The sequence below is a fragment of the Haloferax prahovense genome (assembly GCF_000723845.1).
GTDB lineage: Archaea > Halobacteriota > Halobacteria > Halobacteriales > Haloferacaceae > Haloferax > Haloferax prahovense.
Window position 1 is genome coordinate 2038438 of the sequence record NZ_LK053000.1, and the last position, 18346, is coordinate 2056783.

Annotated in this window: 18 protein-coding genes; 3 read left to right on the forward strand and 15 right to left on the reverse strand. The window is 68.0% G+C overall.

Translation table 11 applies throughout. The features are described 5' to 3' along the window. Positions 1-66 precede the first annotated feature (66 nt). The gene (locus BN984_RS10280; protein WP_004972643.1) at positions 67-336 is read left to right on the forward strand and encodes a DUF7123 family protein; all 270 of its coding nucleotides are present in this window, start codon (positions 67-69) and stop codon (positions 334-336) included. Positions 337-582: 246 nt separating this feature from the next. Here BN984_RS10280 and BN984_RS10285 read toward each other — a convergent pair whose 3' ends face one another. The 10 genes from BN984_RS10285 to metG all read right to left on the reverse strand — a co-directional run bounded on the left by BN984_RS10285 (position 583) and on the right by metG (position 11589). Continuing rightward, on the reverse strand, positions 583-1206 hold the full coding sequence (locus tag BN984_RS10285) for a winged helix-turn-helix transcriptional regulator (RefSeq protein WP_004972642.1): 624 nt from the start codon (positions 1204-1206) through the stop codon (positions 583-585). Between the two features lie 82 nt (positions 1207-1288). Beyond that, entirely contained in the window at positions 1289-2566 is a 1278-nt protein-coding gene (locus tag BN984_RS10290; RefSeq protein ID WP_049968161.1) for an SPFH domain-containing protein, read from the reverse strand. A 125-nt stretch (positions 2567-2691) separates the two neighbouring features. Then, complete coding sequence (locus tag BN984_RS10295; protein WP_008092273.1) at positions 2692-3294, reverse strand: NfeD family protein; 603 nt, start codon at positions 3292-3294, stop codon at positions 2692-2694. Between the two features lie 102 nt (positions 3295-3396). Further along, positions 3397-4533 carry a restriction endonuclease gene (locus BN984_RS10300; protein WP_008092274.1) on the reverse strand — a complete coding sequence of 379 codons (1137 nt, stop codon included), beginning with the start codon at positions 4531-4533 and terminating at the stop codon, positions 3397-3399. An 84-nt stretch (positions 4534-4617) separates the two neighbouring features. Further along, entirely contained in the window at positions 4618-6372 is a 1755-nt protein-coding gene (locus BN984_RS10305; protein WP_049968162.1) for a DUF7282 domain-containing protein, read from the reverse strand. A gap of 140 nt (positions 6373-6512) precedes the next feature. After that, the gene (locus BN984_RS10310) at positions 6513-6743 is read right to left on the reverse strand and encodes a DUF7312 domain-containing protein (RefSeq protein WP_004972634.1); all 231 of its coding nucleotides are present in this window, start codon (positions 6741-6743) and stop codon (positions 6513-6515) included. 41 nt (positions 6744-6784) lie between these two features. Further along, positions 6785-8545, reverse strand: a complete 1761-nt coding sequence (gene pyk, locus BN984_RS10315; protein ID WP_008092276.1) for a pyruvate kinase — start codon at positions 8543-8545, stop codon at positions 6785-6787. A 114-nt stretch (positions 8546-8659) separates the two neighbouring features. Continuing rightward, on the reverse strand, positions 8660-8947 hold the full coding sequence (locus BN984_RS10320; RefSeq protein WP_008092277.1) for a hypothetical protein: 288 nt from the start codon (positions 8945-8947) through the stop codon (positions 8660-8662). Positions 8948-9017: 70 nt separating this feature from the next. Then, positions 9018-9323 carry a hypothetical protein gene (locus tag BN984_RS10325; RefSeq protein ID WP_008092278.1) on the reverse strand — a complete coding sequence of 102 codons (306 nt, stop codon included), beginning with the start codon at positions 9321-9323 and terminating at the stop codon, positions 9018-9020. Positions 9324-9453: 130 nt separating this feature from the next. After that, the gene (gene metG / locus BN984_RS10330; protein WP_049968163.1) at positions 9454-11589 is read right to left on the reverse strand and encodes a methionine--tRNA ligase; all 2136 of its coding nucleotides are present in this window, start codon (positions 11587-11589) and stop codon (positions 9454-9456) included. Positions 11590-11926: 337 nt separating this feature from the next. Here metG and BN984_RS10335 point away from each other — a divergent pair, with 337 nt between their 5' ends. Beyond that, on the forward strand, positions 11927-12280 hold the full coding sequence (locus tag BN984_RS10335; protein WP_008092280.1) for a hypothetical protein: 354 nt from the start codon (positions 11927-11929) through the stop codon (positions 12278-12280). A gap of 62 nt (positions 12281-12342) precedes the next feature. On the opposite strand, the gene BN984_RS10340 is transcribed toward BN984_RS10335, so the two are convergent. From BN984_RS10340 to BN984_RS10355, 4 genes are all read right to left on the reverse strand, one after another. Beyond that, positions 12343-12909, reverse strand: a complete 567-nt coding sequence (locus BN984_RS10340; RefSeq protein WP_008092282.1) for a YqaA family protein — start codon at positions 12907-12909, stop codon at positions 12343-12345. Positions 12910-12958: 49 nt separating this feature from the next. Continuing rightward, positions 12959-14032, reverse strand: a complete 1074-nt coding sequence (gene mfnA, locus BN984_RS10345; RefSeq protein ID WP_049968164.1) for a tyrosine decarboxylase MfnA — start codon at positions 14030-14032, stop codon at positions 12959-12961. Between the two features lie 129 nt (positions 14033-14161). Next, positions 14162-16438 carry a phosphoenolpyruvate synthase gene (gene ppsA, locus BN984_RS10350; RefSeq protein WP_049968165.1) on the reverse strand — a complete coding sequence of 759 codons (2277 nt, stop codon included), beginning with the start codon at positions 16436-16438 and terminating at the stop codon, positions 14162-14164. A 117-nt stretch (positions 16439-16555) separates the two neighbouring features. Further along, entirely contained in the window at positions 16556-16804 is a 249-nt protein-coding gene (locus BN984_RS10355; RefSeq protein WP_008092285.1) for a hypothetical protein, read from the reverse strand. A gap of 77 nt (positions 16805-16881) precedes the next feature. Between BN984_RS10355 and BN984_RS10360 the strand changes: the two genes are divergently transcribed. Next, positions 16882-17481, forward strand: a complete 600-nt coding sequence (locus BN984_RS10360) for a J domain-containing protein (protein ID WP_008092287.1) — start codon at positions 16882-16884, stop codon at positions 17479-17481. Between the two features lie 42 nt (positions 17482-17523). Here BN984_RS10360 and BN984_RS10365 read toward each other — a convergent pair whose 3' ends face one another. Continuing rightward, on the reverse strand, positions 17524-18303 hold the full coding sequence (locus BN984_RS10365; RefSeq protein WP_049968166.1) for a DUF7839 domain-containing protein: 780 nt from the start codon (positions 18301-18303) through the stop codon (positions 17524-17526). Positions 18304-18346: the final 43 nt, after the last annotated feature.

Sequence of the window (18346 nt, forward strand, 5' to 3'; positions counted from 1 at the left end):
CAAGACAACGCCGTGTTAAGCTCCCGTACCAAACCCCTGATAGGCGTCTCGTCTCTCTGTGTAGGTATGAGCACGACCGCCTCCGCGACCGCAGTCGAGGGCGAGGTCCTCGACGCCAACCGCAGTCTCTCGGAGAAACAGCGCCGCATCCTCGACTACCTCCGCTCCAACGCCGGGGCGAAGACGTACTTCAAGTCCCGCCTCATCGCCGACGACCTCGACCTCTCGGCGAAGGAGGTCGGCGCGAACATGCGCCCCATCCTCGACGGCGACTTCGACGTGAGCGTCGAGAAGTGGGGCTACTCCTCGGGCACCACGTGGAAGGTGACCGTCTGAGTCCCCGCTGACGTTTCACTCAGGCCCCGCCGCACGCCGTCCTCGGCGTGCACCCCGGCGCGTCCTCCATCGCGCCACCCCACCCGGAACGCCGTCGTCTCCCACCCACACGTCGTTCCATCCCCGTTTTTTCGGGTTTTCTCGCGTCCCAGCGCCGCCGCTACGAGTCGGAACGGACACGGAACCGTCACACGGTACAGCGTCAATCGCCCGTCTCGACTGCCGGCCTCGACTCGTCCGATCTCGTCAGGGGTCGAACCGGATGAGTTCGGCCGCGTCGTCGGCGAACGCCGCGGCGTCGGAGCCGAAGGAGTCGGCGTAGCGAATCAGGAGCGTGATGACCGTCTCGGGGTTGCGGACCGCGTAGCCGTCCTCGCGCGAGAGGAGCCCCACGGCGTCGAGTTTCTTCGCGTACGTGCTCACCGTCGCCCGCGAGACGCCGAGGCGGTCGGCGAGTTCGCTCCCCGTCGCGTCGGGGTCGCGAAGCAGGTGAACGAGCATCCCGCGCGGCGTGTCACGGCGGAGATAGCCGAGCGCGACCTGCTCGAACTCGGAGAACCGACTCGCGGGGAAAAATCGCTTGTAGTCGCCGTCGCGGCGCACTTCGAGCGTGTCGTCGTCGACGAGGTTTCGGAGGTGGTACTGCGTCTCTCCGGTTCCCAACTTGAGGTCGTCGCGGACCTTCGAGAAGTGCGCGCCGGGCGTGGACGCGACGTAGCCGACGATAGCGTCCCGCGCGTCGCTCGACCCGGACGAGTCGTCCTCGCTGTCGTCGCCACCCCCGAGGCCCACGAGCGGCGTGGCGGCCCCGAGCGCGGCGAACCGACGGAGGGTCGCGCGCTTGTCTTCGTCTACCCGGCGGTTCGACATCTACTCCCACATACGAGACGGCGCGAAGAAAAGGGCTTCGGCATTTACACCCGTCCGAATCCGGGACGGTCGGCCGACGCGACTATTCGAGGTCCTTCTCGAAGGACATCTCGCTTTCGTCGTCGTCGCCGTCCTCTTCGGCGGCCGGTTGCCCGTTGCTCGCGGTCTCCGTGTCCGACGACCCGCCGGTCGCGGCCGCGCCGTCGGCGCCCTCGCTTTCGGCGACGACCTCGTCGGACGACTTGATGGGTTCTTCTTCCTCGTCGGCCTCGGCGATGACCTCGTCGGGCGACTTGATGTCGTTGACCTCCGCGCCCGCCTTGATGGCTTCGGCTTCCTGTTCGAGCTGTTCGACGTCCATCTCGGCGGCCTGGTCTATCTGGCCGAGAATCTCCTCGATGTCGTCGAGCCCGATGAGTTCGCGGGTCTCCTCGTCGAACTGCTTGCTGGAGAGGCCTTCCATGTCCTGCACGTCGGAGCCGGTGAGCTGTTTGCCGTAGCGGCCGACGAGCGACGTGAGCTCCTGCGGGAGGACGAACGTCGTCGACTCGCCCTGTCCGATGCGTTCGAGCGTCTCCATGCCCTTGTCGATGATGGCGCGCTCGCCCATCGACTCGGCGGATTTCGCGCGGAGGACCGTCGAGATTGCGTCACCCTGCGCTTCGAGAATCTGCGACTGCTTTTCACCCTGCGCGCGGATGATGTTCGACTGCTTTTCACCCTCCGCGGTCTCGACGGCGGAGCGTCGCTCACCCTGCGCTTCGAGAATCATGGCGCGGCGGCGGCGCTCGGCGGAGGTCTGTTGTTCCATCGCCTGCTGCACGTCGGCGCTGGGGTTGACCTCGCGGACTTCGACGGACTCCACGCGGACGCCCCACTCGTCGGTCGGCTCGTCGAGTTCCTTGCGGATGCGCGCGTTGATCTCCTGGCGCTTGTTGAGCGTGTCGTCGAGTTCCATGTCGCCGAGGACGGCCCGGAGGGTCGTCTGGGCGAGGTTGGAGACGGCGCGCTTGTAGTTGTCGACCTCGAGGAACGCCTTCTTCGCGTCCATCACCTTGATGTAGACGACGGCGTCGGCGGTCACCGGCGAGTTGTCGCGCGTGATGGCTTCCTGTCGGGGCACGTCGAGCGTCTGGGTCCGCATGTCGAACGCGTAGGTCCGAGAGACGAACGGCGGGATGAAGTTGATACCCGGTTCGAGGAGGCGTCGGTACTCCCCGAACACCGTGAGCGCCTTCTTCTCGTAGGCGTCCACGATTTCGACCATCTGATACACCGTCACGATGGCGAGGACGAGCACGAGGAGGCCGACGACGACGCCTCCGATGCCCAGTCCCGCCTGGAGGGCAAGTAAGTCCATACGCCCGTGTTGGGTTGGACGAATGATAAGTATTCGTGTGGTGCGGCCGTCACGTCGGACGATTTCGGCGGCGACGAGGGCGTAGTCGGCCCGAACCGCGCCGGTTGGCGTGCGGCGGCCGCCGATCAGACGCCTTCGGTGCCCTCTCGTTCGAGTTCTTCTTCCCGCTCCGCGGACTCCTCGCGTCGCTGCCGCGCCCGCTCGCGGGCGAGTTCGCGGTCGATTTCGTCTTCGCCGGGGCCGACTCCCTCGACGGTCACGACGTTGCCGCCGCCGGGGTCGACGACGATGACTTCGGTTCCCTCCTCCAGTTCGCCGTGGACGGAGCGGGCGGCGTAGTAGGGGTTAAAGCCGCCCTCGTCGAGTTTGACCTCGCCGCTGGTCGGCGTGACGCGCTCCGTGACGCGCCCCATCTTCCCCGTTAACGCGTCCGAGTCGCTCGTCTTTCCCTCTCCTTTCCCGCCGTAGAAATCGAGCTCTCGATAGCCGTAGAGTGCGAGCGCGCCGAAGACCAACACGAGGAAGGCGAGCGCGAGCGGGCCCGAGAGCGGCGCGATGAGGAGGCCGGCCAGCCCCGCCGCGAGGAGGGCGACGCCGAGGACGACGAAGTGTGCGCCGGGGGCGATGGCCTCCGCGAGTGACAGGCCGAGACCCGCGAGCACGAGCAACAGCGGAAGCGTCTCGGGGGTGATGAGACCGGTCTGTAACGGGAACGGCAGGTATGCCATACCGGCTCTAGGGTCGTCGTCCGATTAAGGATTGAGGGTCGAATTCGTCGCGGCGGCCGCGGTCGGTGCGCGATTCCCGTGGCGGGTCGGACTCGCCCGCGCTCAGTCGTCGCCGTTCGGGTCGGTCGAGACGGTGTCGTCGTGGACGAACGCCACGGTGTCCTCGTTCGTCGGCTGGACGAGGACGGTCCCGGTGGTCGCGTTCGTCGGCACGGCGAAGACGGTCCAGACGTGCGTGCTCTCGCCGGGAGCGAACAGCGCGCCGTTGTCGAAGCCGGTCGCGTTCGACAGCGGCTGGTGACCGTAGCTGACGCCGTCAGACTCGAACACGAGCGCCGACTGCGGTAGGTTCCCGGGTGAGCCGCTCGCGGCCGTCGCATTGAGTCCGACGACGACGAACCGCTCTCCCTCCGGCGCGGCGTACGTTTGGTTACCCACCTGAAGCGAGTCTGCCGTCCGCGCGTTCCACCGGGCGACCAGGTCGGCCGAGTCGGTGCTCGCGCCCGAGAGCGCGGAGACGGCGACGCCGCTTCCGCCGCCGCTCGACCCGCCGAGTCCGTCCACCATCGGCCCGAGCGCGGCCACAGAGCCGAGCGCGAGGACGAGCAACAGGACGGCGACGACGACCACGCGGACGCTCGGCGGCGACCCCGATTTCAGGTCGTCGACCGACGACGGCAGCCTGTCGCGGAGCGAGTCGCCCGAAGAATCGCCGCCGTCGCCCCCGCCGCCGGTGAGTCCGGCGAGCCGTTCGCGGAGAGCGGCTATCGGGAGCGACGCCAACGCCTCCTCGACCGGTTCGGGCAGGTCGAACGGCAGGCCGAACTCGACCTCTGCCGTCTCGAACACGTCGCCGTCCGTGTACTGTTTGACGGTCTGTTCGAGCCCCTCGTCGGCGACGGTCTCGCCGAGTTCCTCGCGGTCGAGCAGCGTCACGTCGTGGTTCGTGGCGAACCCGCGGACCGAGTCGTCGAACTCGCCCTGCGTGGCGACGACGACGGTGTCGATGCCGCGTTTTTTCGCGTGCGCGACGAACCCCTTGACGTGCCCCGTTCCCACCGTCGTCTCGACGGACGGGAGCACGAGCATGAGCCCTTTCGTGCCGTCGCCGCGCTGCCCCTGTACGAGGTATCGACCTTCGCCTCGGGGCTGGGCGTTCGTCTGCCAGTTCCGTTGGGTCCAGAGGTCCGAGAGGAAGTGGACGAACTTCGTCGGTTCGAGTTCGACGAGTCTCGTCACTGTTCGCGTCCCTCCGGTCCGTCGGGGGCGGGTCGTCGGTCGTGTCCGCGTCGGTCGTGTGTCATCTTATCGCCTCGGTGTTCGTCAGCGTCGCAGTCGCCGCGCGGCCAGTCCGGTGAGGACGAGCGCGACGACCGTCAGCCCCGGCGAGAACGGGATTCCAGTGTTCGTTCCGGCGGCGGCCGGTTCCAGCGGCGTCCGTTCGACGACCGGGAACGGCGTCTCAGTTGTCGTTTCTGCGGTCGCTTCTGTTGGCGTCGCGGTCGGCGTGGCCGTCGGTGTCGGCGTCTTCGCGCCGGGTTCGAGCCGGACCATCGCGTCGTCGGCGACGATGGTGCCGACCGTCTCGTTGTCGTCCGCGGTCGCGTTGCCGTCGGTACCATTACCGTCGGTAGCGGTCCGGTACGGCGCGTCGACCGCGACCGAGAAGTTCCCGTCGCGGTCGCGGTCCGCGTAGGCGATGGCGAGCAACTCCGCGTCGACCAACTGCCGACGGTCGAACTCCACGACGACGTTCTGGTGCGTCCCCGGCGGGAGATACGCGCTCGTCCCCAGCGGCTCCTCGTCGGCGGTCTCGACGGCGACGAATCCGCCGACCGAGAGGTTCACCCGGCTGATGGTGACGAACGTCCCGTCGGTCTCCTGGTCGACGAACCGGAGGTTCGCCTCGGAGTCGAGGATGCGCATCGTGTGTTCGGTCTCGTCACGGTAGTCGCGCACCCAAAGCGGGAACGTGAGCCCGCGGTCATCGGGCGCGAACGTGAGGTTCTGCGAGACGGTCCGGTTCGCCGTGACCGTCATCGGCACGAGCTTCAAGAACGGCTGCCCGGGGGCGCGCGCCCGGAGTTCGACGACGCTGTTCGGCGCGAGGGTGGTCTCGCCGGTGACGTTCACCCGCAGTGACTCCCACGGGTACACCGTCTCGTTTCGCACCTCGATGGAGACGGTCGGTTCGACGAGTCGCACCCGCGAGCGCGCCGTGATGGTGTCCTCGTCGACGAAGTCGCTGTGGTCGCCGCGGAGCGTCACCTGCAGTTCGTACTCCTCGGTGTCACCTTCCAGCGGGAGTTCCGAGGTGTCCCAGACGACGAACACCTCGTCGTTTTCGAAGTCGGTGACGACCGTCGTCCCGTTTTCCGGCGTCGCGAGGAACGTCTGTTGTTCTCGGTTCGGCCGGACTTCGAGCTGATTCAGCGTGATTTCGATGCCGCGTGCGTTCGCGCCGCCGGTCACGTCGTCCGGGTTCAGCGCCGACTCGAGTCCGCTCTCGTTGAGGCGGACGACCGCGAGGTCGCCCTTGGCGACGGTTGTCCGCTCGGTCATCACGCCCCGAACGTCCCCGGGCGACACCGACGAGTCGGAGTCGTTCAGGCTCGCGGGCGCGACGTTGGTCGTTGCCGACGTGTTCCCGCGCTCCGTGACGTCGAGTTGGCCGATGGCGCGTTCGACGCCGTCGATGGTGACGTTCATCATGTACGTCGCCGGCTCGATCGGCTCGCTGAGGTGGCCGGTGTGGAGCGTCTTGTTGCCGCCACCGGAGACGTACGTCTCGGGCGCGCCAGTCGAGTTGTAGGTGTCGATGGTCAGGGTGGTCGTTCCCGACCCGACGAGGGCGACGGTCAGGTGGTAGCCGTAGCCGTCGCCGCCGATGTGGAGCGTGCCCGGCTGGGAGTGCTGGACGCGTATCTCGACGACGTCGCCGCGGGTGACGGTGGTAACGTCCTCGCCGAACGACGCGGTCGGCTCGTCGGCGGCGACTGCGGGCGTCGGAACCCAGAGCGCCGCGAGGAGAATCAACGCGGCGACCAACACGGAGGGTGCGCGGACTGCGTAACTCATTTGGTGTGTCCCGGTCGGGGGGGTTGACGGTGGTTCCCCTCGGGGTCACATAAATCAACAGTCCCGATTATCAAAACGGAAAGTCGGATGGTCGAAGCCCGGACCTCGCGGCGGCTCGCGACCGGCGCGCCGTGGGGCGGTCAGACCGCGCCCGGGAACACGGTGATGACGATGAGCCCGACAGCGAGGAGGACGCCGAGGAAAACGAACGCGACGTTTTCGGCCCGCGGTGACCCGGGCTCGATGGGGAGCTGTTCGATCTCGGGTTCGTCGTCGACGATGCCGTCGGGGCCGACGTCGTCGACGCCGAAGCGCCACTCGCCGTCGCCGTCGCGGTCGTCTTCGGCCTCGGGAGAGGGTGCGCGGGACATCGAATCGTGGGTAGGCGTCGCGGCCGGAAAGGGCTACCGCACTACTTCCGGTTGCCGCGGTCGTGGCTGATGACGTCGCCCTCGTAGACGATGCCGCGTTCGGCGTGGAGCGTGACGGTCGCGCCCTGTTTGATGGTCTTCGGGAGCGGCGCGCCCGACACCATCGGGATGTCGAGTTCGCGCGCGACGAGCGCCGGGTAGCCGGTCATGCCCGCGCGGGCGTCGACGATGCCGGCGAGCTTGTCGGCGTCGCCGTTGAACTCGCCGTCGAACTCGGCGGACAGCGCGAGAATCGCGCCCTCGGGCACGTCCGTGAGGTCGCCGTCCTCGGTGCGGTAGAGGGGACCGGCGACCCGGCCGCTGACGATTTTCCGACCCGTGGCGACGGGCTCGGCGGCGACGTGGACCTTGAGCATGTTCGTCGTGTTCGTTCCTTCGAGCTCCGTCATCATGCCGGAGAGGACGACGATGGTGTCGCCGGACTCCGCGACGCCGGCGTCGAGCGCGGCGGTGACGGCGTCGTCCATGACGCCCTCCACGCTCGGGCTGTAGTCGGCGTACTGCGCCGAGACGCCCCACGAGACGGCGAGCTGACGGCGCGTCCGGTCGTTCGGCGTGACGGCGACGACGGGGACGCCGGGGCGGAACTTCGCGGTCTTCCGGGCGGTGTAACCGGACTCGGAGACGGCGACGACGGCCGCGGCGTTCACGTCGCGGGCGAGGTAGCGCGCCGAGCGAGCCAGCGCCTCGGTGCGGGAGCCCTCGTCGGCGGTCGGGACGCGCTGTTCTTGGCTCTCGTCGTACTCGGGGCTCTCTTCGACTTCCTCGACGATGCGGGACATCGTCTCGACGACGCGGACGGGGTGGTCGCCGACGGCGGTCTCGCCGGAGAGCATCACGGCGTCGGTGCCGTCGAGGACGGCGTTGGCCACGTCGGACGCCTCCGCGCGGGTCGGGCGGCGCGAGCGGACCATCGAGTCGAGCATCTCGGTCGCGGTGATGACCGGCGCGCCCGCGGCCTGCGCTTTGCGGATGGTGCGCTTCTGGATGATGGGAACCTCTTCGAGAGGGCACTCGACGCCGAGGTCGCCCCGAGCGACCATCACGCCGTGGGCCGCCTGGATGATTTCGTCGAGATTCTCGACCGCGCCGGCGCGCTCGATTTTGGCGATGATGGGAATCTCCGCGCCGAGGTTCTCGAGGGTGTCGCTGATGGTGTAAACGTCCTCCGCGTCGCGGATGAACGAGGCGGCGACGTAGTCGACTTCCTTCTTGGCGGCGAGCTTCAGGTTCTCGTAGTCGGAGTCGGTGATGAGGTCGATGTCGAGGTCGACGCCGGGGACGTTCACGCCCTTACGCGAACTGAGCTTCCCGCCGGAGACGATGGTCGCGTGGACCGAGTCGTCCTCGACGCGCTCGACGGTGGCTTCGATGCGGCCGTCGTCGAGGAGGATGGTGTCGCCGGACTCCGCGGCGGTGATGGAGTACGACAGGCCGACGGCCTCAGGCGTGGCGTCGTCGCCCTCGTAGAAGCGGACCTCGCTTCCGGTTTCGAGGTAGATGTCCTCGTCGATGTCGGCGGTTCGTACCTCGGGGCCCTGCAGGTCGAGCATGGCCGCGAGCGGTTCGTCGGTCGCGTCGTCGACGGCGCGGATGCTGTCGATGACGTCGGACCGGTGTTCGACGTTGCCGTGGCTCGCGTTCATCCGGGCGACGCTCATGCCGGCGTCGGCGAGCCCGCGAATCGTCTCCCGGTCGAAGGACGCGGGACCGAGGGTGCAGACGATTTTTGCGTTTCTCATGGCGTCGCCTACGAGTGACTGATAAAAAAGCCCGATGATGAACTCGGTGTCGAGTAACGGGTTCGCATACGTACTCTCTATAGTTCGCCTATCGAACTGACCGCTCGGTCGCCCTCACGAAACTATAATGGTCGTTCGGTAAATTCTCTCGTCGTATCTGACGTAGCCGGGGTCGCGGAACTCGTTTCTGTCCGTTCCCTCTCGGAGGGTCACGGTCTCGCCTCCGAGCGCCTCGCGAAACGCCGACTGCTGGGCCGGCGCGAGGTTCTGGTACGAGACGGCGCCCTCGCCCTGCGGGAGGTCGTCGACCCGGGCGACGCTCAGTCTCGCGGTCCCGCTCGTGCCGCCGAGACAGCCCGTCGAGACGACGAGCGCCACGGCGAGTAACACGCTGAGTCGCATGGCGGCGCTCCATCGTCGCCGCTCAAATCGGCTCCGATTGTGGCGCGGGATTCGAGCGTCGAACGCCGACTCAGCCGGAGACGGTCGTCCGGTAGATGTCGCCGTCGTACCGGACGTAGCCGGGGTCGGCGAACTCGTTTCTCGCGGCCTCGTTCGGTATCGCCGCCGGTTCGCCGGTCGAGACTGCCTCCTCGAACGTCTCGCGCTGGTCGGGGTCGAGGTTGCCGAAGGCCACCGCGCCCTGTCCCTGCGGGAGTTCGTCCACGCGCTCGACGGTCAGGGTGCCAGCGCCGCCGCCCGTGACCGCGGCGACGACGCCCGCGAACACCGCGAGCGCGACGACGATTCCGACCGCTTCCCGTCTTCCGATTCGCATGGACGACGCTCGGGAGTCGGCGCAGTTAGGCGCTGTGGTCCACGCCTGATACGAGGGCGGTGGCGCGGTCGAGACGGCGCGTCGAAAAAACGGGTCGCGAGCGGTCGCGTATCGGGTCGCGGACGGTCGCTTACTGGACCTTCGTGCCGGGGACGGCGTCGCCGTGGGTGGTCAGGATGTCGGCCTCGTCGCCCGCGGCTAACAGCATCCCGTTGGACTCGACGCCGAACAGTTCGGCCTTCTCGAGGTTGGCGACGATGATGACCTTCGACCCGGCGAGCGAGTCGAGGTCGTGGAGCTGTTTGATGCCGGCGACGATTTGACGCTCTTCGACGCCGATGTCGACGGTGAGTTTGGCGAGCTTGTCCGCGCCGTCGATGCCCTCGGCGGCGACGATTTCGCCCACGCGGATGTCGAGGCCCTGGAAGTCCTCGAAGCTGATGCGGTCGTCGGCGAGGGGTTCGAAGTCGATGTCGGCGTCAGCGTCGGAGTCTGCGTCCATGTTCTCCTCCGCGTCCTCGTCGGACTCGTCGCTTTCGGATTCCGTCTCGGCCACGCGCGCTTCGAGCTTCTCGTTGAGCTCCTCGACGCGCTCGTCTTCGATTTTCTCGAACAGCGCCTCGGGCTCGCCGAAGGACGCCGGCGGGGCCTCGAAGGCGGCGTCGACGCCGGTGTCGGCCACCGACCCGTCCTCGCCGAGTTGCTCCCAGAGCGCCTGCATCTTGTCCGGCGCGACGGGGAAGAACAGCACGGCGATGGCCTTCGCAATCTGCACGCAGTCGCGGATGACCTGCGCCGCGGCCTCGGGGTCCTCGTCGGTGAGCTTCCACGGCTCGTTGCGCTGGATGTACTCGTTGCCGAACTGCGCGAGGCGGACGGCGGCGTTGCCGGACTTCCGGACCGAGTAGTCGTTGATGCCGGCTTCGAACTCGTCGATGGCCTCCTGAATGCGGGCTTCGACTTCCTCGGACACCTCCGCAGCGCGAGACTCCGTCTCACTGGCCTCCGAGTGTAACTCGGAGACATCCGGCGTCCCCTCGAAGTTGCGGTACGCGAAGAGCATCGACCGGTAGAGGAAGTTGCCGACCGTACCGACGAGTTCGCTGTTCACGCGGTCTTTGAACTTCGACCACGAGAAGTCCACGTCCTGCTGGAACCCGCCGTTGGTGGCGAGGTAGTACCGAAGCAGGTCGGGATGGAAGCCCTCGTCGAGGTACTCGTCGGCCCAGACGGCGCGGTTGCGCGAGGTGGAAAAGCCCTTGCCGTTGAGCGTGATGAAGCCGGAGGCCATGACCGCGCGCGGTTCGACGTAGCCCGCGCCGCGGAGCATCGCCGGCCAGAACACGGTGTGGTGCTGGATGATGTCGCGGCCGATGATGTGGACGATGTCGCCGGACTCCTTCCACGCGGCCTCCCAGTCGAACGTGTCGGCTCCGACGCGCTCCGTGTACTGCTTGGTGGAAGAGACGTACTCGATGGGCGCGTCGACCCAGACGTACAGCACGAGGTCGTCACCCTCCTCTCCGGGGTAGTCGATGCCCCAGTCCATGTCCCGGGTGATACACCAGTCCTGCAGTTCGCCCTCGATCCACTCGCGGGGCTGGTTCTGGGCGTTCGAGGTGCCTTCGAGGCGGTCGATGAACTCCTGAAGGTAGTCTTGGAGGTCGGAGACCGCGAAGAACTTGTGCTCGCGCTCGCGGTACTCCGCGGCGTTGCCAGTGAGCGTCGAGGTCGGGGCTTCGATTTCGCCGGGTTCGAGGTGGCGACCGCAGCCCTCGTCGCACTCGTCGCCGCGGGCGTGCGCGCCGCAGTACGGACAGGCGCCCTCGACGAAGCGGTCGGGGAGCCACTGGTCCGCTTCGGGGTCGTAGGCGACCGGAATCTCCTTCTCGTAGACGTAGCCCTCGGCTTCGAGCGTGCGGACGATTTCCTGGGTCAGTTCGGTGTTCGTCTCGTCGTGGGTGTGGCCGTAGTTGTCGAACTCGATGTTGAAGCGGGGGAACGTCGCCTCGTACTTCTCGTGGTGGCGGAGCGCGAACTCCTCGGGCGTGACGCCCTCCTTCTCGGCGTTGACGGCGACGGGCGTGCCGTGCATGTCCGACCCGCTGACGAAGGCCGTCTTTTGGCCGAGTGTTCGCAGCGAGCGACTGTAGATGTCGCCGCCGACGTACGTTCTGAGGTGGCCGATGTGGAGGTCGCCGTTGGCGTACGGCAGTCCACACGTCACCACCGCTGGCTTCTCCGTGGGGAAGTCCTCGTGACTCATATGTGTCGTGTATCTCGGAAGCGGGCCTAAAGCCCGCCGCTTCGGATGCGTCTGTCTGGCGGTGCGATATCGCCCCGAGGTTCGCCGGACCCGACCGTCGTCTCACGTTACCGAGTCGACGGCCGGAGGCGGGTCCACCCACGGCTAAAAGAACGCGCGCATACGCATGTTGTCGGGGAGACCCGTCCCGGTCACACCGGTACTGAAGCCGAGCAGGCGTATAAATCGTTGGGAGCGCTCGGGACCGCCGCACTCGACCGGTCACGACCGAACGCGTCGGCGACGCGCCAACACGAGTCACGCAACCGCTATCTCGTCGACCGACGCTCTCTCCGTCGTGACTACGACTACCGCCTCCCAACCCGCACGGAGCGTCGGCTTCGCCGCCGTGTTCGCCGTGCTCCTCGGCCTGTTCGTCTCCGGCTACGGCCTCCTCCTCGTCCCGCAGTCGCCCCTCGGTGGCGGCTGGATTCTCGCTATCGGCGTCTCGCTCGCGCTCGCCGGACTCTTCGCGATCGAGTCGGTCGGCCGACGCCTCGGCCTGTCCGCGGCCACGTGCCGGACGCTGTCGCTGTCGTTCGCGGCGCTCGCAGCCATCCTCTTCGTCGCGTTCGTCGTCGTCAACTACGCGTCCGTCGAGTCGTTCGAAGCGACCTCGGAGACAGCGACGGGGGCAGAAACGAGCGGCTGACAGCGGTACTGACGGCGACGCGACAACGACGGCGGGGTGACCGACCCGCGCGTGCGCTCCGCTCAGAGGAACGCCAGCGCGGCCTCGATTCCGATGACCGTCACGACGAGTCGACCGCAGGAGCCGACGAACGTCGCGGCCGCGAACTTGAGGTAGTCGTCTTCGAGGACCGAAAACGCGTAAATCGAGAGCGTGTCGGGAAAGCCCGGCACGCAGAGCGCGGCCGCGAGGCCGGCGAAGCCCCAGTTCTGTGCGATTTGGACGGCCTTGCGCTCGGTCCAGCCCATCACGTCGACCGGGAGCCGTTCGAGCGCCCGCTCGACGTAGCCCGACTCCTTCGTCTGGCGGCCGATGTGGAACGCGAAGACGCTTCCTGCGGCCTTGCCCGCGCCGCTGACGAGGATGATGACCGCCAGCTTCGCGCCGTAGGGGAGCCCGAGGTCGAGCGGCGCGGCGAGGACGATTTCGCTTACGCCGGGGAGGGCGAAGGCGATGAGAAACGAGTACGCGAAGATGATGACCAACCCGACCCAGCCCGTGGCCGTCTCGACGAGCGACGAGAGCCACGAAAAGTCGGGGTACAGACTGAGCGTCAGGTCTGCGAGCGATGCGAACGCGGTGAGAGACACACGAGAGGGTCGAAGCCAGTCGGTTGTAAGTTTTCAGGTTCGGACCGGCTCAGTTGCGCGTCGGGGTCGACCGGAGGTCGTCGAGGTCCGAGAGGAACGCCCGGAGCGACTCGCGGGAGACGTGCGGCATGCAGACGATGCGGAGTTCGCCGCTCGCGGTCCGCGAGATGCGCCAGCCGAGGTCCCGGAGCGACTCGAACTGCTCGTCGGGGACGCTCGCGGCGACCAGCGGGAGGTCCGGTTCGACCGCGTCGTAGCCCCGAGAGCGGAGTTCGTCGTAGAACCACTCGGCGTTCGCCTGCTGGCGCTCGTAGGCGTCGCGGTAGCCGTCGGGCCAGAGTTCGCGCATCGCGGCGGCCGCGGAGGCGACGCCCGCGCCGCTTCGAGTCCCGGTGAGGCTCGCCTGCGACGCGGATTCGAGGTACGGCGTGTCGACCGCCAGCGAGTCGACGACCGACTTGTCGCGGAACAACAGGCCGCCGGCGGGGACGACCGCCTGCCCGTACTTGTGGGGGTCGATGGTCATCGAGTCGATTGGCGCGTGAGCGAACGACCACTCGTGGTCGGTGAAGGGGAGGATGAACCCGCCCCACGCGGCGTCGACGTGCATCAGCGCGCCGGCGTCGTGGGCGACCGCGGTCAGCTCGGGTATCGGGTCGACGCGGCCGAACTCGGTCGTGCCGGCGACGCCGGCGACGAGGACGGTGTGGTCGTCGACGGCCTCGCGGACGGCCGCGACGTTCGCGCGGTAGTCGTCGTCGACGGGGACGATTCGGAGTTCCACGTCGAGCACGTCGGCGGCCTTCTGGAAACTGAAGTGGATGCTCTCGGGGGCGACGACGTTCGGGTCGTCGTCGCGGGCGTGGTTGCGCGCGGCTCGGATGGCCTGGATGTTGGCTTCGGTCCCGCCGCTCGTCACGTAGCCGTGGGGGGCCGAGAGGCCGGTGATGTCGCCGAGGTACGAGAGTGCGTCTTCTTCGAGGGCGGCGACGGCCTGATAGGTCGCCGGGTCGCCGGGATTGGTGGCAAAGAACCGCTCTGCGGCCTTCCGGGCGGCCGGGTGCGGTCGGGTGCACATCGAAGAGAGGACGCGGTCGAACTCCTGCGGTGCCGCGCGCTGCATGCATCCCACTATAACCACACCCAGTATATCGGTTCCGCTCCATTGCGCCGCGTCGCCCAGCCGACGGCCACCGCTACGGGGACGAGAAAAGACGGAACGCGGGTGGTCGGCCCTCGACGTTCGCCGGGGTCAGCGAACCGAATCGAGGAGGAGTCGCTGTTCGACGCGCTTGACCTCGTGTTGCACGTCGCGGACGGCGTCGATGTTGGCCGAGATGGAGCTGACGCCCTTGTCGACGAGGAACTGAACCATCTTGGGCTTCGAGCCGGCCTGCCCGCAGATGCTCGTCTTCACGCCGACCTCGCGGCACGTCTCGACGGTGTCGCCGATGAGTTTGAGCACCGCCGGGTGCAGTTCGTCGTAGATGTCGGCGACGTGCTCGTTGTTGCGGTCCACCGCGAGGGTGTACTGCGTCAGGTCGTTCGTGCCGAACGAGGCGAAGTCGATGCCGGCGTCGGCGAGTTCTTCGATGCAGAGCGCCGCGGCCGGCGTCTCTATCATGACGCCCCACTCGCGCTTTTCGGGGTCGATGCCGGCCTCGCGCATGTGCTCTTTCGCCCGCAGCACGTCCTCGGCGTCGTTGACGAGCGGGAACATGACTTCGAGGTTGTCGTAGCCCATGTCGAACAGGCGGCGGAACGCCTGCAGTTCGAGGCGGAAGACGCTCGGGTTGTCGAGGCCGCGGCGGATGCCGCGGTAGCCGAGCATCGGGTTGTGCTCGCGCGGCTCGTTCTCGCCGCCTTCGAGCTGTCGGAACTCGTCTGTCGGCGCGTCGAGGGTGCGGACGCGGACCGGTCGCGGGTAGAACTCCTCTGCGGCCTCGCGGACGCCCGAGACGATTTCGTCCACGTAGGCGCGCTCGCCGTTCTGCTCGATGAACCGCTCGGGGGTCTTGCCGAGCGTCAGGACCATGTGTTCGATGCGGAGCAGGCCGACGCCGTCAGCGCCCGTTGCGGCGGCGCGCTCGGCCGCCTCGGGGATGGAGACGTTGACCTTGACCTCGGTCGCGGTCATCGGCTTGACGGGCGTCTTGGGGCGGGCCTCCTCGACGGGCTGGCGCTGTTTCTCCTCGGGCTCTTCGCCCTCGCGGACGGTTCCCTTGTCGCCGTCGATGGTGACGACCTCGCCGTCTTCGAGGGTCTTCGTCCCGTCGCCGGTGCCGACGACCGCGGGCTCGCCGAGTTCGCGGGAGACGATGGCCGCGTGGGAGGTCATGCCGCCCTCGTCGGTGACGATGCCGGCGGCGCGCTTCATCGCGGGCACCATGTCGGGCATGGTCATCTCGGTGACGATGATGTCGCCCTCGGCGACCTGGTCGAGGTGGTCGAGCTTGGTGACGATGCGGGCGCGACCGGAGGCGATGCCGGGGCTCGCGCCGAGGCCGCGGATGAGCACGTCGTCGCCGGTCGCGGCCGCCCGCGAACGTCCGCTGTCGCTCTCGTCTTCCTCGCCGTCGTCAGCCTCGGCGATAGTCGTAATCGGGCGCGACTGGAGCATGTAGACCTCGCCCTCGTAGACGGCCCACTCCACGTCCTGCGGCGTCTCGTAGTGGTCTTCGACCAGTTCGCCGAGTTCGAGCAGGCGGGAGACCTCGTCGTCGGTGAGGACGCGCTCGTGGCGGCGGTCGTTCGGCACGTCGCGCATCACGGTCTCGCCGCTCTCCTCGTCGCGGACGCACATCGTCTTCTTGTCCGCGATGGTCGCCGTCTCGACCTCGCCGGTCTCGCGGCTGATGACGTAGTTGTCGGGCGAGACGGTGCCGGAGACGACGGCTTCGCCGAGGCCCCACGCGGCCTCGATGATAATCTCCTTCTTGCCGGTCGAGGGGTGTCGGGTGAACATCACGCCGGACTTCTCGGCGTCGACCATCTGCTGGACGACCACCGCGATGTCGACCTTGTCGTGGGGGAAGCCCTTGCGGTTGCGGTAGTAGATGGCGCGCTCGGAGAACAGCGAGGCCCAACACTCCTTGACGCGGTCGAGGAGGTCCTCCTCGGTGACGTTCAGGAACGTCTCCTGTTGGCCCGCGAAGGAGGCGTCCGGCAGGTCCTCGGCCGTCGCGGACGACCGGACGGCGACGAAGGCGTCGCCCTCGCCGACGCTCCGGTAGGCGTCGAGGATTTCCTCCCGCACGTCGTCCGGCATCGGCGTCTCCATGATGAGGTCGTGCGCCGTCTCGTGGGCCGCCTGCAGCGCCTCGGAGTCCTCGTGGTCGACCTCGACCGCGGCGAACAGCTCGTCGTCGATGCCCGCGTCCTCGATGAACGCGCGGTACGTGCCCGCCGTCACGACGAATCCCGGCGGGACGGGAAGCCCCGCACCGGTTAGTTCGCCCAGCGACGCGCCTTTCCCGCCGACCAGGTCGAGGTCGTCAGCCCGTACGTCGTCCAGCCAGACTACAGCCATGTGATGTTCGTATGGTCCCGCACCCCGATAAAGAAGTTTGCGAACGAAACAAGTATGAATGAAAACTCACTCGAAGGCGAGTATGAAATTGCGGCGTCGACCCGGAAACGGCCGTTCTCATGACTCTCGGCGCGCCCGTCCGTGTTCTTCGCAGAGGATTTCGCCGGCGTCCGGGTCGAGATAGAACGGCGACCCCGCTTCGACCGGCTTCCCGCAGACCGCACAGCCGTCGTCGTGTCGGAGGAAGTACTTCCCCTCGGCGCGGCCCGTCTCCAGTCGCCCGGCGGCGACGGCCGGTCGCGTCAGTCCCTCGCCGATTTGCGTGCGCTCCGCGCTGTCGGCCTCCTCGAAGCGAATCGGTCGCATACCAACGCGTGGGCCGCCGGCGGCAAATCGGTACGGGCAGCGAGGGGTTCATAATCGCTCGTCCCGTGATTTCTAGCGTGCTTCCGGAGTGGGTCTTTCTGCTCCCGCCGTGGCTCCTCGTCGGCCTCGCCGCGGGTGCGGTCGCCTCCGTCGTCGTCGCCGGCGTCTTCGTCGTCGGCGGTCGTGTCTTCCCGGAGCGGCGGGTCTCCCGCGGCCCCCGCGTCGACGGGACGGGCCGCCGCCGCCACGAAATCCGCGACTACCTCACCGCCATCGACGAGCGGTTCGTCGAGGACCGCCCGGTCCGCGGCGAGACGGTGGCGTTCTTCCTCCCCGACCGCGGCGTCGCCATCACCTTCGACGCGCAGGCGTTCTTCCGCCTCGAACGCGCCGGCGTCTACGCCGTCCTCTGCGAACACGAGATGCCCGGCGGCCAACTCGGCCGGCGGCTCCCCTTCGACGTGCCGGACATCGAGCCCGAACTGGCCGACCTCGACGACCCCGTGTCGGCCGCGTTCGACCGGCTCGACCTCCCCGCGAACGCCTCTTCGGACGCCGTCAGAGACGCCTATCGCGCGCGGGTGAAAGACGTACACCCCGACCACGGGGGCGACCGAGAGCGGTTCCGGGAGCTACGGGAGGCGTACACGATGGCGCGGGAACACGCGGAGAGTTAAGCGGCGAATTCGAGGTCGAGAAAACCCGAAACCGGCGCGGAGCTACGGCTCCGTCACTTCAAACAGCACGCCCGCGTCGCGGAGCGCGTCGGTCACGCGCCCGGCGGTGTCGGTGCTGGCGACGACCGCGGCGTCGAGTCCGCGGGCCGCGGCGTCGGCGGCGACTTCGCCCGGCGCGAACCACGTTCTGACATCGACTTCCGCGTGGCGGCAGGCGACGACCGCCTCGACGCCCGCGGCGACGACGATGTCGGCCTCGTCGCACGCCGCCGCGAGCGCGTCCGCGTCGACCGCGTCGGACTCGGCGACTCGCGCCGGCGGCACCTGCAGCACGCGGACCGAGCCGGGTTCCATCTCGATGACGCCCTCGAAGCCGGTGACGCTGGCCGCGTCGCCCGCCTCGGCGTCGGTGGTGGCGACCCCGATGGCCGGCCCGTCGTCGCCGGGCGTGGCGTGTAGCAGACCGTCGCGGAGCGACAGGGTCACCGTATCGCCGGCCGCGACGTCGTCGGTGACGATTGCGGCGTCCTCGTTGACGCTCTCCAGCACGTCGTCGGTGACGTGCTCGGCGAACCGCTGGAGGGCGCGCGCCTCCTGAAACAGCCAGTCGACGCCCTCTTTCGTCACGCGGTAGCGCGACCGGCCCTGCTTTTCGACGAGCCCGTCTTCGACGAGGTCGCGGATGTACTCGGAGACCGCCTGGCTCGTCACCCCGACCGCCTCGGCGATTTCGCCCTGACTCACGGCCGGTTGCCGGTCGGCTATCTCGGCGAGGATGCGAAAGCGGGTCGCGGTGCGCTTGTCCTCCAGTGCGCCGCTCATGTGCCGAACGTGGGACGCACCGACTAAAAAGGCCCCTGCTCCG